The sequence below is a fragment of the Algibacillus agarilyticus genome, assembly GCF_003286125.1.
GTDB classification, from domain to species: domain Bacteria; phylum Pseudomonadota; class Gammaproteobacteria; order Enterobacterales; family Alteromonadaceae; genus Algibacillus; species Algibacillus agarilyticus.
The window spans coordinates 17988-33150 of the sequence record NZ_QMED01000019.1 but is presented as its reverse complement, the minus strand read 5'-3'; the positions used below and the strand labels follow the sequence as shown (position 1 = coordinate 33150).

At 39.2% G+C, this 15163-nt stretch carries 12 protein-coding genes; 10 read left to right on the top strand and 2 right to left on the bottom strand.

Annotated features, from left to right (window positions below):
* Window positions 1–32 precede the first annotated feature (32 nt).
* Window positions 33–737, bottom strand: coding sequence for a FadR/GntR family transcriptional regulator (locus tag DPX34_RS14515; protein WP_111979172.1), 705 nt, complete (start codon window positions 735–737; stop codon window positions 33–35).
* Window positions 738–781: 44 nt separating this feature from the next.
* Window positions 782–3232: a glycoside hydrolase family 2 protein gene (locus tag DPX34_RS14510; protein ID WP_111979171.1), complete on the bottom strand. Its 2451-nt coding sequence runs from the start codon at window positions 3230–3232 to the stop codon at window positions 782–784.
* A 557-nt stretch (window positions 3233–3789) separates the two neighbouring features.
* Here DPX34_RS14510 and DPX34_RS14505 point away from each other — a divergent pair.
* From DPX34_RS14505 to DPX34_RS14460, 10 genes are all read left to right on the top strand, one after another.
* On the top strand, window positions 3790–5448 hold the full coding sequence (locus DPX34_RS14505; protein ID WP_111979170.1) for a glycoside hydrolase family 88 protein: 1659 nt from the start codon (window positions 3790–3792) through the stop codon (window positions 5446–5448).
* A 338-nt stretch (window positions 5449–5786) separates the two neighbouring features.
* Window positions 5787–7259 carry a mannitol dehydrogenase family protein gene (locus DPX34_RS14500; protein ID WP_111979169.1) on the top strand — a complete coding sequence of 491 codons (1473 nt, stop codon included), beginning with the start codon at window positions 5787–5789 and terminating at the stop codon, window positions 7257–7259.
* A gap of 42 nt (window positions 7260–7301) precedes the next feature.
* Window positions 7302–8153 (top strand): diguanylate cyclase, encoded by an 852-nt coding sequence (locus DPX34_RS14495; RefSeq protein WP_232824752.1) that lies wholly within the window; start codon window positions 7302–7304, stop codon window positions 8151–8153.
* A 50-nt stretch (window positions 8154–8203) separates the two neighbouring features.
* Entirely contained in the window at window positions 8204–9640 is a 1437-nt protein-coding gene (gene uxaC / locus DPX34_RS14490) for a glucuronate isomerase (protein WP_111979168.1), read from the top strand.
* Window positions 9641–9747: 107 nt separating this feature from the next.
* Window positions 9748–10227, top strand: a complete 480-nt coding sequence (locus tag DPX34_RS14485; protein ID WP_111979167.1) for a gluconokinase — start codon at window positions 9748–9750, stop codon at window positions 10225–10227.
* Between the two features lie 2 nt (window positions 10228–10229).
* Complete coding sequence (locus DPX34_RS14480; RefSeq protein WP_111979166.1) at window positions 10230–11522, top strand: nickel-dependent putative hexonate epimerase; 1293 nt, start codon at window positions 10230–10232, stop codon at window positions 11520–11522.
* Between the two features lie 99 nt (window positions 11523–11621).
* A complete protein-coding gene (gene larC, locus DPX34_RS14475) occupies window positions 11622–13010 on the top strand; it encodes a nickel pincer cofactor biosynthesis protein LarC (protein WP_111979165.1) in 1389 nt (462 codons plus the stop codon).
* A gap of 11 nt (window positions 13011–13021) precedes the next feature.
* Window positions 13022–13828, top strand: coding sequence for an ATP-dependent sacrificial sulfur transferase LarE (gene larE / locus DPX34_RS14470; RefSeq protein ID WP_111979220.1), 807 nt, complete (start codon window positions 13022–13024; stop codon window positions 13826–13828).
* Window positions 13821–14474, top strand: a complete 654-nt coding sequence (gene larB / locus DPX34_RS14465; RefSeq protein WP_111979164.1) for a nickel pincer cofactor biosynthesis protein LarB — start codon at window positions 13821–13823, stop codon at window positions 14472–14474. The genes larE and larB overlap by 8 nt, the downstream gene beginning before the upstream one ends.
* A 10-nt stretch (window positions 14475–14484) precedes the next feature.
* Entirely contained in the window at window positions 14485–15108 is a 624-nt protein-coding gene (locus DPX34_RS14460) for a hypothetical protein (protein ID WP_111979163.1), read from the top strand.
* Window positions 15109–15163 lie beyond the last annotated feature (55 nt).

Sequence of the window (15163 nt, the reverse complement as noted above, 5' to 3'; positions counted from 1 at the left end):
ATTCTGAGCGCTGGTGTTACCTTGGTTTTAAATTAGTGCTCAAAGTTTAATGATGCATTGTCGGTCGCGTTTTCAATATGCTGTTTCATGGTTTCACGTGCTAAAAGCGGATCGCGTGCTTTTAAGGCTTTGACTAACGCTTTATGCTCTTCAATAGAAGGCACAACGCCTTCAGTTCTAATTCGACGTAAATAAGCAGAGCTTAATTGCGAACTTATTCTGAGATCCCATAACCAATTAATTAATTTGTAAAGCGCATTATTTTGGCATATTTCGGCGATTTTCAAATGGAATTGTTTATCCGCTAATTCTGAACGTTCAGCGTCATGTTCATACATTTCCATTTCATTGATTATAGACTCAAGTTCAAGAATTTGCGCATCCGTTATTTTTGTTGCGGCAATGGCACTTGATTCCGCTTCTATTATGTAACGCATCTCAAGTACATCAAATAAACCCACGCCAGTATCGGTAAAATCAGCTGATAAATGGGTATTATCAACCGATACGTAAATGCCTGATCCCGTTCTTATTTCAACGATTTGAGCTATATCTAGGGCAATCATCGCTTCGCGAATAGTCGGCCGCCCCACATTTAATCGTTCGGCCAACTCGCGTTCTGAAGGTAGCCTTTCACCAAATTTATAAAGGCCTTGCTGAATTTGATTGGTCAGTTGCTGTGCTACTTGCACATATAAACGTTCGGTTGTTACTTTTTCAAATGTGTAATCAATCATCACTATACCTTAGAGAGCGAAGGTTAATTCGCTCTCTTTATACTTTATTGAGCAGGAATATTTATATAAACACCTTTAATATTCTGTGTTCTAAACTCGATCGTTGTTGCTTGAGAACCAGGGATAAACTCGATTGATGCGGTGCCACTCGCCATTTCAATCGTGCTACTTTTAGTTGGGGTGCCGTAGTTTTCTAGCAATTGACCATGGCCATCCATGTTAGAAAAATAAACACGCTCGTTATAATTCAATACGCGATTATTGTTTTGGTCTTGCGCAACGGCAGTAATTAAAATATGACCATTAGCTAACGTTTTGGCACTGAGATCAATGTGATGATATTTACCGTGCTCGCCGATTAAATAATTAACCTGAGTTTCATCTACAACGGTTTTGTTAGTTGAGGTGTAGCCTAGCGCTTTAAGTTGGTTATCACCGGCTTTAAAAGGCACTTTCCAGACTAAGCCGCCGGCAGGAAATTGTTTTGCATCTTTAGTTTTTTTGCCAAGTGATTGACCATTAAGAAATAACTCGGCTTCAGGCGTATTACAATAAACCGCTACGTCGCGACCTTCTGCAGGGCCATTACGGTGAGTCCATGTTTTTGATTCGATATAACAGAATGGTTCGGTAGCCCACACACTTTTGAAAACGTAGTATGCATCTTTAGGGTTTCCTTCGCGATCAACTAAGCCTTTTTGGTTAATGTAAGGAATAGGGTTTTCTGGACGTAATGGTGTGCCAAAGTCTTTAAATGCCCATTGTGCATTACCACCAAAACCGGGTAAGCTTTCAGATACCATTAAGTGCCAATCGAATAAGTCGACGATATAGTTTTCATTCCAGTCTGAATCTTTAGCCACACTTTTTACAATGGCTTGATTCATGGCTTCTTCAACACTGATCTGTGCATCACGTATACCGCTGGCACTGATTGGCGTTTCGGTATGACGTCCGACGTGGCTTGAGCCGCCGTATTCCATGTGTAAAAAAGCAGGGTATTTTTTCATTGATTTAGTTAATGCTTCTTCATACTGGTTGTAAGCTCCGCCGTACCAACCTGCCCAAATCGAGGGTGAAAAAGCATCTACTAAATCAGCGCCTGGGTAATATTTACGAATACTGGTTAAGCGTGTTGGGTCGAGTTGCTTTGTGATCGAATTTAATTTAGTTAAATAGGGCATAACAACGGCTTCTGCGCCGCCACCTGGGAAATCTTCTTCCCAGTAAATTTCATTACCTAATGACCAAAATAAAATACTCGGGTGGTTTATATTTTGCGTAATTTGCTGACGTAACATGCGTTCTGTATTGGCTTCCCATTCTGCACCGCCTTTGCCACCACGACACCAAGGTAGTTCATCCCAAATAATTAAACCTAATTCATTTGCCGCTTTATATACTTCAGGATCTTGAGGGTAATGGCCTAAACGCACAAAATTTGCGCCCATATCTTTAATTTGTTGCATGTCTTTGTAATGTTGTTCATTACTAAGTGCATTACCTAACCCTGCGTGTTCTTCATGTCGATGAGTACCGCGAATTAAAACGCGTTCACCATTTAAGAAAAAACCTTGATGTGGCTTCATCTCGAACCAGCGGTAGCCAAAAGTCACGTTTTTGGTTTGTAATAGCGTATTGTTTTTATATAAGGCAATTTGTGCGGTGTAGAGATTTGGCGTATCGATCGACCATAACGCTGGCTGGGGTAAAGCTGAAAAGTTAACATTGATTTTTTGTATGTCGTTTACGGTTTGTTGCTTAGTTTCGACTATTTTGTCATTGGGTGAAATAAGCGTACTCACCAGACTGAAGTCACCGTTGTTTAAGCTTTCATTAAACGTGATATCAATATTGGTTAACGCTTTTAGTTTGCTAACGTCTGGTGTATTGACCGTGACTTGACTTACATATTGGGCTGGGCGCTGGATTAGCCATACGTCTCGTGTAATGCCACCATAAAGGAAAAAATCAGCTTTTTGAGATGGGATTAAATTAGGGTTATATCGATTAGACACATTAACCATAACCTCATTAATACCGTTGGGTTTAAGGTAACGTGAAATATCAAATTCAAAACCTAAATAGCCGCCAATGTGTTGACCTACTTTTTGGTTATTAACATAGACGGTCGTTTCATAATTAACACCTTCAAAATATAAGAAAGTTAAACTATTTTTAATCGATGTTGTTTGTAATGTGCGTTTGTACCAGCTTGCACTGCGACGATAACCGGGGTTTGAATCAACGGTATCGATGGCATTCCAGGTATGTGGAATATTGATTGTTGACCAGCCTTTTGCATTTTTAGCTCGTTCAAAATTAATGTCTTGTTCTAAGTATTGCCACTGTGCATTGATATTTTGAGTTTGGATTAAATCTACCTTTTTATCGGCCATCGCATTAACATTGAAATGCAAGCCTGTAATAAAAGCGAGTAAGGTGAGTTCGATTATTGACAACCGAAATGAAAGTAAACGTTTGAGCACATTCATAGTTTAAGACCATAGGTTAATAAAAAGGCTACGTTTTAGCTTTTTATTGACTAAATTTAGGTAACCATTTAGCCCTTAAGCGTATGCAGATTAAGGCGGTATACCGGTTAAATAATGCTACCAATCGTTGTTAATAACCGATCACCTTAGCGGGGTTGAAAATTTGATAACAGCATTTAAAAATTAACTCGTAGCATAACGACTTAGCTAAATTTTTTGCCTTGTTCTCAAACTTTTTCTTACGCTAATCTTGATCACTTATTCAGCTTGATAGGTATAAAAGCACATACATTTTTTGTTATGAGCATACTGACATAGAGAAAAACTGGCAATATGGTAATGCTGTATTACCAATAATATAGATTTTAGTTCGTGGTATGTCAATTATTGATCTTTATGCAGTCTATGTTTACTAAATCGTTAAAATTAAGCTATAAGGTATTTATTGTTAATGCAGTTTACAGAACAGAAATACTGTGTTAACTTTTATGGTAAGGCCACCTTACTATTCTGTTTTGTGGTGTAATAAGATCACTTTAATATAGGAAGATTCAAGTATGTCACCTACATCGTTATCTCTTGTTGTTGCTACGGTCGCCGCTATATGCATGGGTTGTACGAGTCAGTCTAATACTGAAAATAAACCAGTATCGGCTTCAGAGTTTTCAATTACTGATGCGCAAAATAATTTAAGTTTTGCTAAAACGCAGTACTTAAAAATGATTGACCATGTTGAAAATGATCGAAATACACTTGCAAGCCCGTTGTGTGCGACTCAAACTAAATTGTGCGTTCCTCGTGCTGAAGAGCACGGTAAAATTTATTTAGAGCAGCAAGAAAAATGGACAAATGGTTTTTATCCAGGCTTGTTGTGGAAGCTCTTAGCGGCTAAAGATCAAATTAAAGATTTAACAAAAGCGCAAGAAGCTAAATTGCTTGAAACCGCTGTTACTTACCAAGAATTGTTATATAGCGAAGCTAAACGGGGTGTTACTCACGATTTAGGTTTTATTTTAAATGATTCTTTTGGTGAAGCGCTTGAATACGCCGACTTAGATCCCGAATTACGTAAAAAATATATAGCTGCATTAAAACAAGGGCGCGATACCTTAACCGGCCGATATACAGATGAAGAAGGTGTGATTAAGTCATGGGATTGGATACCTCGCATTAAATTACATACGGTCAATAAGGGTAAAAAATCATCTGATTTATATTATTTGTCTGATCCATGGACTTATCCGGTTATTGTTGACAACATGATGAATCTTGAATTTTTACTGGATAGTAATAACCCTCGTCATCATGAAGTCGCATTTAATCACGCCGCTAATACGATTAAAAATCACTATTACTATTTTGATGAGGATAAAGCTCAGCAATATCCTATCGCATACCATGTTTTTGATTACGGGACTGATCGTCCAGGTAACTGGCAGGGCGTAGGTAATATTTCAGCTTGGGCGCGTGGGCAAGGTTGGTCTTTGTATGGTTTTGTCACCGTGGCTGAAGCTATGCATAAAGCCCAAATTGATATCAGCACGATGCCTAATTTCAAACAGCATGTCAGCCAATTATATGATGCGATTGAATTTTTACTAGCCGATGATGTTATTCCTAATTGGGACTTTATTGCTCACGAAGAAGATGCTTATAAAGCGGCTGAAAATGTATCAACAGAGACGACTATTTATTCAGGTATCTTAAATTTATGTGATAAAAATATTCCGCATGATGCCTTACCTTATAAAGGGTATCGTCCAATTAAGATTGACACTAGCTTGATGGCTGAAGAAACGTTAACCGCTATTGCTTCACTTGATTCACAGTACAACGAACCGATTATTCAAGGTGATAAAGTTGTACCATGCGGCAGTAAACCATTCGATTTAACAGGCCGAACCATTCCAAAAGATACGTCAGCCGCGGCATTAATTGCTTCAGCTTTATATCGTTACGCAACATTGACGGCAACGGATGCAAGCGAGAAAGAAAAGTTTGCCGGGTTAGCCGATAAAATTATGTTGGCACTTACTACCAAATACCGTACTGATAAAGATGATTCTAAACCGCATAGTTTAGATTTAGGTTTTGTTATGGCGCAAGCAACAGGCAACTTCCCTAATGCTAGCGAAATAAACACCCCCATCGTATATGCAGACTTCTACTTTGTTGAAGCCAACGTTAGAAAACTAGAGTTTGAAGCTTCACGCTAGTGTGTTGCTTTAAGTCTATTGAATGGCAAATGAGAGCTTAACATTTTATGTTCAGGCAGATGCTTTAAGCTCGTAAACAAATCTGTTGTCTAAATCGTTAACGATACGCATGTTTAATTGGGTATGACGACGGTTTAGAACAACACAAAGCGTGTTGTGTGTGAGCAAGGATGCTCTCTTTTTATTATCGTTATTGCGAAAATGAGTAATAACATTGTTTGTTTTATATACAGGCTATATTTTTTTAATCAAACTGGTAAGGTAGCTTTACAGTTAGGAAGTCGGTATACTTAGTTTGTTTATTATTAATGCCCAAATGCTGAATTAGGAAGATAATCGTGAAATTAAATAAATCTACTCTTACGCAATTACAAACCTCATCTACTGTAGGTTTAACGTGTCCTGAATTCGACCGCAATACGCTTAACAACGGTATTGTGCATTTAGGTTTAGGGGCTTTTCACCGTTCTCATCAAGCCTTATTCACTGAAAAAACGAATAACCTATCGAGTCAATCGACTAAATGGGGCATTACCGGCATTGCATTCACTAATCGTGATCTGCAAGCGCAACTTGCCGAACAAGATTATTTATATACCGTTGCGATATGTGACCGAGAAGAGTCATTTCAAATTATTGGCTCATTACAAGATGTACTGGTTGCTAAGTATGAAATTACACGTGTGGTTGACGCTATCGTTCATTTAAACACAAAGTTAGTAACGTTAACGGTGACTGAAAAAGGTTACTGCTTAGATAGTAATGGTGAACTCGATAAAAATTTACCGGCTATACAAGCTGATTTAACCGATTTGAGTGCACCGCGAAGTGCGGTGGGCATTTTGGTTGCCGCTTTGCTGCAACGTTTTAAAGCGGGTTCGCCAAGTTTTAATGTTATTGCTTGCGATAATTTACCGCATAATGGCACTCGCTTAAAACAAGCAGTGGTGCAATTTGCCGCTTGTATTTCAAGTGAGCTAGCTAATTGGATAGAAACGAACACGTTATTTCCGAACACCATGGTTGATTGTATTACGCCAAGCACAACGGATGAAACACTGAAAAGCATTGAGCAACAGCTTGATTTTTCTGATAGTGCACCAGTGCAACGTGAGGCTTTTGACCAGTGGGTTATTGAAGATGTCGGTGACTATGAGCGCCCAGCTTGGGAAGAAGCAGGCGTTATTTTTACTAAAGATGTTGCCGCTTTTGAAAATGCAAAATTACGCGTGTTAAATGGTCTGCATTCTACTTTGGCTTATGCAGGATCGCTTGCTGGACATAAAACGGTTTATGAAGCGGTTTCTAATCCGTTACTTGAACAATTTTTAGTTAACTTACTAAGCGAATGTATTATTCCATCGTTGAAAGCACCCGCCGGGCTTAATTTAGAGCAATATGCGAACGATATTTTGAATCGTTTTAAAAATCCTAAAATAGCGCATTTGCTTGAGCAAATTGCAGGCGATGGCTCACAAAAAATTCCGGTTCGAATTGTGACGCCTTTAATTGAAAATTTAGCGCAAGACCGCGCTATTGAACCCTTATGTGATGTTGTGTGCGCTTGGATTTTGTTTGTACAAAATAAAGCAAAAACCAATGAAACGTTAAATGATCCACGTGCCGATGATTTGTTAGCGGCGGTTAATTTGTTTAATGGTGATGCAGAGCATGATATCGCCATATTTATCAACATTAACGGCCTTTTTAATGTTGAATTAATGCGTAACGAGACTTTTATTCAAACATTAACCGCGCGTTATTCACGTTTTGTAAATGGCTTTGATGTATCAATTTTTGCTGAGCTTTAAGTTTAAGCTAACGGTCATTATTTTTAATCCAGAGGGGGCGTCATGAATAAACTATTTATTTTGTTTTTTTCGGTTTTGTTAATGATTACACCTCTTGTTATGCAAGCAAAAGAAACGATTTATCATGTGCAGGCTGAAGCCGAAAAGGATCAGTACCACATCGATGTATTAACGTTTTTATTCAAAGATGATGATAATTTTCAGCTGAAGTCAATATCACAAAATTTATCTGGATCCCGTCAAATTAGTGAATTAAAAAACGGTGCATTAAGTGTTGCTGCTTTTGGTACGAGTCAATCACTTGAAGATGATTTGCTGCCTATCCGAATTCCTATTTTGAAAGGTTTGTTAGGGCATCGCATCTTTATTATTAAAAAAGGCGCGCAAGCTAAATTTGATCAGGTCAATACACTGTCTGCTTTACAAAATTTAAAAGCAGGGCAAGGTGTGACTTGGTCTGATACTAAAATATTAAAAAACGCCGGTTTTGATGTTGTCACCACCTTAAAATATCCGAATTTATTTCCTATGCTTGAGGGAGATCGTTTTGATTATTTTCCACGTGCGTTACACGAACCTTTTTCAGAAGTTCAGGCAAGGCCAGAACTCAACTTAACCATCGAGAAACGGTTAATGCTCGTGTATCCATTAGCCTTATACTTATTTGTGTCACCCGAAAATATAAGCTTGGCTAGCGTAATTGAAACCAAGTTAGAAGCTGCAATTGCAGATGGCCGTTTTGATGAATTTTTTTATGGTCATCCGTTAATTCAAACCGTATTACAGCGCTCACAAATAAAAGAGCGTAAAATTTTTAGAATTTCAAATCCTGATTTACCGTCTAACACTCCGTTAGAGCGTGATGAACTTTGGTTGTCGGTAGACAATATTTAACTTGAGATTTTAATGTCTAAAACACACATTTTTTTAATTTAGAGGTCATGATGAGCCAATCAAATCGCCCTTATACATTGCATGCTGATCGTTTATTTAGTGCAAACGAAAGTGAACGTGCAATCAGTCGTGAGTTATACGCTTCAATTAAAGACTTACCCATTGTGAGTCCACATGGGCATACCGATCCAAGTTGGTTTGCTGATGATACTTGTTTTGAAAATGCGACGCAGTTATTGATTATTCCTGATCACTATGTTTTTAGAATGCTTTACAGCCAAGGTATTACATTAGATGAACTTGGTATACGCCGCGTAGATGGTGTGCAAACTGAAGCGGATAATTTAAAAATTTGGCGTTTGTTTGCTAAAAACTATCATTTGTATCACGGTACGCCATCACGAATGTGGATGGACTTTGTTTTATGCGAAGTGTTTGGTTTTGATATTGAGCTAAATTTAGATAACGCCGACACCATTTATCATGCGATTAATCAAACATTACAAACGGATGCGTTTAAACCGCGTGCCTTGTTAAAGCGTTTTAATATTGAGCTTATTGCAACCACTGAAGGTGCAACCGATACACTCGAACACCACGCCAAATTAAAAGGCACAGGGCTTGAAAGTACGGTTATCACTACGTTTAGGCCAGATGATGTTGTTGACCCGAGTAATCCTAAATTTTTAGCTAATGTGCAACTCATGGGGCAGCAAACTCAAGAAAATACCGAATCTTGGGCGGGTTACCTTAATGCCTTAAAAGCACGTCGTGCTTTTTTTCGTGAACATGGTGCGACTGCAACAGATCACGGACACCCAACGCCTTTCACCGCTGATTTATCGCTGGGTGAGTGTAATGCTTTATTTAATAAAATTTTGCAGCGTGCGAGTAACGAACAAGACCATGAATTGTTTCGTGGCCAAATGTTAACTGAAATGGCTAAGATGAGCGTTGAAGATGGCATGGTGATGCAAATACATTCAGGCTGTTTTCGTAATCATAACCAACCTTTATTTAATGCATTTGGTGCCGATAAAGGCAGCGATCTACCATTAGCTACAGAATTTATTACTAATTTACGTCCACTATTAAATCGTTTTGGTAATGAAAAGAATTTACGCATTATTTTGTTCACGTTAGATGAAACAACCTATAGTCGAGAGCTCGCCCCACTAGCCGGTCATTATCCGTGTTTAAAATTAGGGCCAGCGTGGTGGTTCCATGATTCACCAGAAGGTATGTTGCGCTTCCGTAATCAAATGACAGAAACAGGCGGTTTTTATAACACGGTTGGGTTTAACGATGATACTCGCGCCTTTTTATCTATTCCGGCCCGTCATGATGTGGCACGCCGAATTGATTGTCGTTTTTTAGCGCAGTTAGTGTGTGAACACCGCATGACAGAAGAACATGCATTTTCATTGGCACATGATCTAACTTATCGTTTAGCAAAAGAAGGGTATGAAAACAGCTTGCTGTCATAATTTAATGGCAAGTTAGTCAGGTTAATTGAACTTCGTATTTCAAGACGTTTATATTCACTTGAAGGTTAGGTTAAGTTTAAGCGGTATTAGTTAAGTTAGGACAAAAAATGGTATATATAGTGATGGGTGTAAGTGGTTGCGGTAAGTCGTCGGTAGGCCAATTGTTGGCTGAACGACTTCAAGCACCCTTTTATGATGCAGATGATTATCATAGTGAAAATAACATTGAAAAAATGTCGAATGGCATTGCGCTCAATGATGATGATCGTCGGCCTTGGTTGCTTGGTTTAGCTGAACGTATTAATTCATGGCATAATCAAGGACCTGCTGTATTAGCCTGTTCTGCACTTAAGCAACAATATCGTGATCTGTTAACATCAACCACAACCAATGTTGTGCAGTTTGTATACTTACAAGGTTCAAAGGCTTTATTAACTGCTCGTTTAGAGGGCCGTAAGAACCATTTTATGGCAACTGGATTATTGGATAGCCAGTTAAATACGTTAGAAGAACCAGATGATGCATTGGTTGTTTCAATCGATAACACAGTAGATGGCATCGTTACTCAAATTGTTAAGGCGATATAATAATGACTTATCCTATTCATTCGATTAAAGAAGGTGCGGGTTTTAGTGACGAAGAATTGATTGCTTTATTGGATCAATTTATTGCCGAAAAAGCACAAACGGCTAAACGTATTTTAATTTTGCCACCTGATGCGACTCGTTTTTATTCTAAAGCCGGTTTTATTTCAAATTATCTTTATCAAGTGTTATCACTTCGAGCTGACGTATTTTTGATGCCAGCTTTAGGCACACATGACCCCATGAATGATGAAGAGATTGACCGTATGTTTGGTACGGATATTCCAAAAGACGCGTTTTTAGCTCATCATTGGCGCAATGATGTTGTGCGCTTAGGCGAAGTACCCCGTGAGCGCTTAAATGAGCTTTCAGAGGGCAAACTCGACGCATCACTTGAAGTCGCTGTCAATAAAGTGTTACTTGAAGAACAATGGGATTTAATTATCTCGGTTGGTCAAATTGTTCCGCACGAAGTCATTGGTATGGCTAATTACACTAAAAATGTTTTAGTGGGTGTCGGCGGGTCAGATACTATTCATAAGTCTCACTTTTTAGGTGCGGTTTATGGCATGGAGCGTATCATGGGGCGAACATCTAGCCCTGTGCGTAAAGTGTTAAATGAAGGGTTTGATACTTTTTTACGCCATCTTCCGTTTGAATTTATTTTAACCGTGTTGCAGCAAGGCGAAAATAAAATGAATTTGAATGGCGTGTTTTGTGGTAATGAACAAGTCACTTATGAAGCCGCCTGTGAATTAAGCCAAGAACTTAATTTAAACTTATTAGATAAGCCAATTCAAAAAGCCATTGTCTACTTAGAGCCTCACGAATTTAAAACAACTTGGTTAGGTAATAAATCGATTTATCGCACGCGCATGGCGATAGCTGACGGTGGTGAATTAATTGTACTGGCTCCCGGTCTTAAGCGTTTTGGTGAAGATGAAGAAATCGACGGTCTGATCCGCAAATTTGGCTATAACAGTACCGATGATACGCTTGAAGCGATTAAGCATAATGAGCAGTTAGCTAATAATTTATCGGCGGCGGCTCATTTAATTCACGGTACAACAGACGGTCGCTTTAGTGTGACTTATTGTCCTGATGACGCCGTGAGCAAAGAAGAGATAGAGTCGGTTAATTATCAATACCGTCATTACAACGAAGCCGTTAAGCAATACCCAATTGAAACATTAAAAGACGGCTGGAACACAATGCCTGATGGTGAAGAAATTTTTTATGTGAGTAATCCCGCACTCGGTTTGTGGGCAACCAAGAGTAGTTTTAAAGGCGATGCTTAAACATTTAGCCTGCCTTTAATGTTACCCTGATGACTTGAGTAGACTAGCTTAGTCACTGTTTTTATATTTAGTTTTAATTAGGTTTGTGGAGTTATAAATATGTCATTAGCAACTGTTTCGCATCTTCATCTTGATGTCGCGGGTGGGATAGCCGGTGATATGTTTATCGCGTCGATGCTTGATGCATTTAAAAACTTGCAACCTGATGTTATGCAGGCTTTAGCCTGCGTATTGCCTAGCCATGCAGGCACGCCTAAGCTTTATAAAGGCTTAAACTCTGGTATTAGTGGTTTACGCTTTGAATTACGACAAAAAAAACCATTAAAAGAGGCTATTTCACATGTTGATGAAACGCTAAAAATTACGTATTTGAATCCGTTGCAAGCACGTACTCAGCCTCAACATGATCATTCAAATGAACATACGCATCTGCATAAAAGTACACATGATCATCATTCACATGATCATGAACACACTCACGATCATGAACATACACATGAAGAAAGTGCTGAGGCTCACTCGCATCATGCCCATACGACTTACCGTTATTTATGCGAGCTCTTGTTAGCCAGTGATTTATCCAAAACCGTTTGTCATATTGCGATTGATTTACTTACTATTATTGCGGTAGCCGAAGCTAAAATTCATGGTAAAACATTAGATGATGTTCATTTTCATGAACTAGCCGATTGGGATTCTTTAATGGATGTTGTCGCCAGTGCCGTTATTTTAGCGCATTTTTCGACCACTTCATGGAGCATATCAAAGCTGCCAATCGGTGGAGGGTTAGTACAAACACAGCATGGATTAATCCCCGTTCCGGCACCTGCGACCGCAGAGATCCTTAAAGGGTTTGAATTTGTTGATGATGGTATAAAAGGTGAGCGGATCACGCCGACGGGGGCTGCTATTTTGCGTTATATTAAAAATATTCAAGCGCAAACGGTTCAACCTACTGGCGAGTTAGAAACAACAGGCTACGGGCTGGGTACTAAAGTATTTGCCAATATGCCTAATATGTTACGCGTGTTGGTCTTTAAACAACCAGAACAAAAAACGCATGAGCAAGCAGAACACGAAACGATTGTTAATATACAATTAGATGTTGATGATATGACAGGTGAAGAACTTGGCTTAGCCATTGATAACTTACGTTTAGTCACGGGGGTTATTGATGTGACGAGCTTAACAGCTCGTGGTAAAAAGAATCGTCCGGTTGAAATTTTAACGATTTTATCATCGGTTAAAGAATATAAAAAAGTGATTGAACAGTGCTTTATTCAAACCTCTACTATCGGTTTACGCTGGCGCATTGAAAATCGCCAATGCTTGCCGCGTGAATATGTATGCGAAAATGATACCCGCTTTAAAGTGGTCACTCGGCCAAATAATCAAACAACAACTAAAATTGAGCATGATGAACTAACCCAAATTCCTTCGTTGGCTGAACGCCGTGCGAAAAAAATGACTATCGAGTCTAAATTATGATGAAAACGACGATGCCTAATCTCAATCATAAAGTGGAGCAGCTAATTGCTTTTTTTGAACAATATTCTGGATTCTCGATTGCAGTTAGTGGTGGTATAGATAGCCTGCTATTGGCTTATTTAGCTAACCGTTATTCACAAGCGAATGTGCAAGTTTTACATGCTTATTCACCTGCGGTACCTGAAGCGGCGATGAAGCGCGTTAAAGCGCATGCTCGCCAGTATGGTTGGCAATTAAAAGTGGTGGATGCACAAGAATTTAATGACCCTGATTATTTAAAAAATCCCGCTAATCGTTGTTTTTTTTGCAAATCTAATTTGTATCAGCGTATATCAGAGCATGCGCCTGGCCCTATTTTTTCTGGCACGAATATCGATGATTTAGCTGATTATCGCCCAGGTTTAGAAGCGGCTAAAAAGCAGCATGTTGTTCATCCTTATGTTGAAGTGGGTATAACTAAAGCTGAAATATACCAAATAGCTAAACGGGAAGGGTTAAGCGAGATTGAATCGTTGCCAGCTCAACCTTGCTTAGCAAGTCGGGTTGAAACGGGTATCAGTATTAAACCTGAAGATTTAGCGTTTATAGACGAAGTTGAAGTTAAAACGCAAAATTTATTACCGAACATTCCTGTTATTCGTTGTCGTATCACGCGACAAGGCGTTTATTTAGAATTAAATCAATTGCCAGAGAGCCAGTTATTAACGCGTTTATCGCAATACTTAACCGATTTTTGTGGTTCAAAAGGGCGTATGTTTTCTGGCGTTAAGCTTTATCAAAAAGGCTCAGCATTTTTAAACGGGGTTAAACATGCCTAATTTCACTTGGGACTCAGAGCGCAATGCGCGTACAGGTATTGCTGAGGCTGTTTTTTGCTCAGGAAAATGCCTTGCCGATATTCAAGCGATTATTGCTTATCATATTGAACAGAAAACCCCTGCGTTACTAACGCGACTTGATACACAGGTATGGTCTGCTTTGCCTGCGGAGCAACAAGATAAATTAGATTATGATCCGGTATCTAGAACGGCTTTGCTTGAATTTACGCCACCCGCCGAATTAAAAAGCGGTATTGCAATTGTCGCCGCGGGCACTTCCGATTTACGTGTTGCACAAGAAGCCGCTCGAACTTTATTGTTTAATGGTTTTGCTGCGCCTATGTATTTAGATATCGGTGTGGCCGGGTTATGGCGGCTAATGGATCAACTTGAAGCGATCAGGCAGCATAAAATTATCATTGCGGTTGCCGGTATGGAAGGTGCTATTTTTAGTGTACTGGGTGGCTTACTTAAAGCGCCTATTATCGCAGCACCTAGTGCAATCGGCTATGGCATTTCTGAAGGTGGAACGACCGCTTTGCATAGTGCATTAGCATCGTGTGCACCGGGGGTGATGGCGGTTAATATTGATAACGGTTTTGGTGCAGCGTGTTCTGCAGTTAAAATTATGAATCAATTTAGTTAAGGCAATAATCATGACTGAATTAAGTATTTGGACCTTACTCTCAATGAGCTTGATCGTTGGTATGATCCACGCATTTGATGCCGATCATGTCGTTGCGATGTCATCATTTGTTAACCATAGCTCAAAAGTTAAAGCCATTATTGGTTACGCCTTTAAATGGGGCGTTGGGCACGGGGGTACTATTTTGATGTTGGCCGCCGTTGTTGTATTAACGGGGTTTATGTTACCAGAGCAGTGGACTCAATATGCAGAAACCGCTGTTGGCGCCGCGCTTGTTATTTTGGGCTTTAGGCTGATTTATCAAACACCTCGTTTACAAAATAATGGAAATGATCAGGCAATTCAGTCATCATTACCGGCTAATCGTTTGATCCCGTTATTAATGGGTATATTACAAGGTGTGGCGGGTAGTACTTCCGTTATTAGTTTATTGCCGACGATGTCGCAGAATGAATTTTTAGGTTATGTCGCGCTTTTTTCGTTTGGTTGTTTGGTTAGCATGAGCTGCTTAGGTGTTGGTTTTGCTTATAGCCATGAATTGATTCGAAATAAATTTACGCAGTATGCGCCGCGAGTTAATCAATTTATCGGTTTAATTTCTATTGGTTTAGGTAGTTATTGGTTAATGAGCTAAAAGTGTGAATCGTTAATGCTTTGCTGAGCGCGTAAGGAATTAACACAAATGAGTA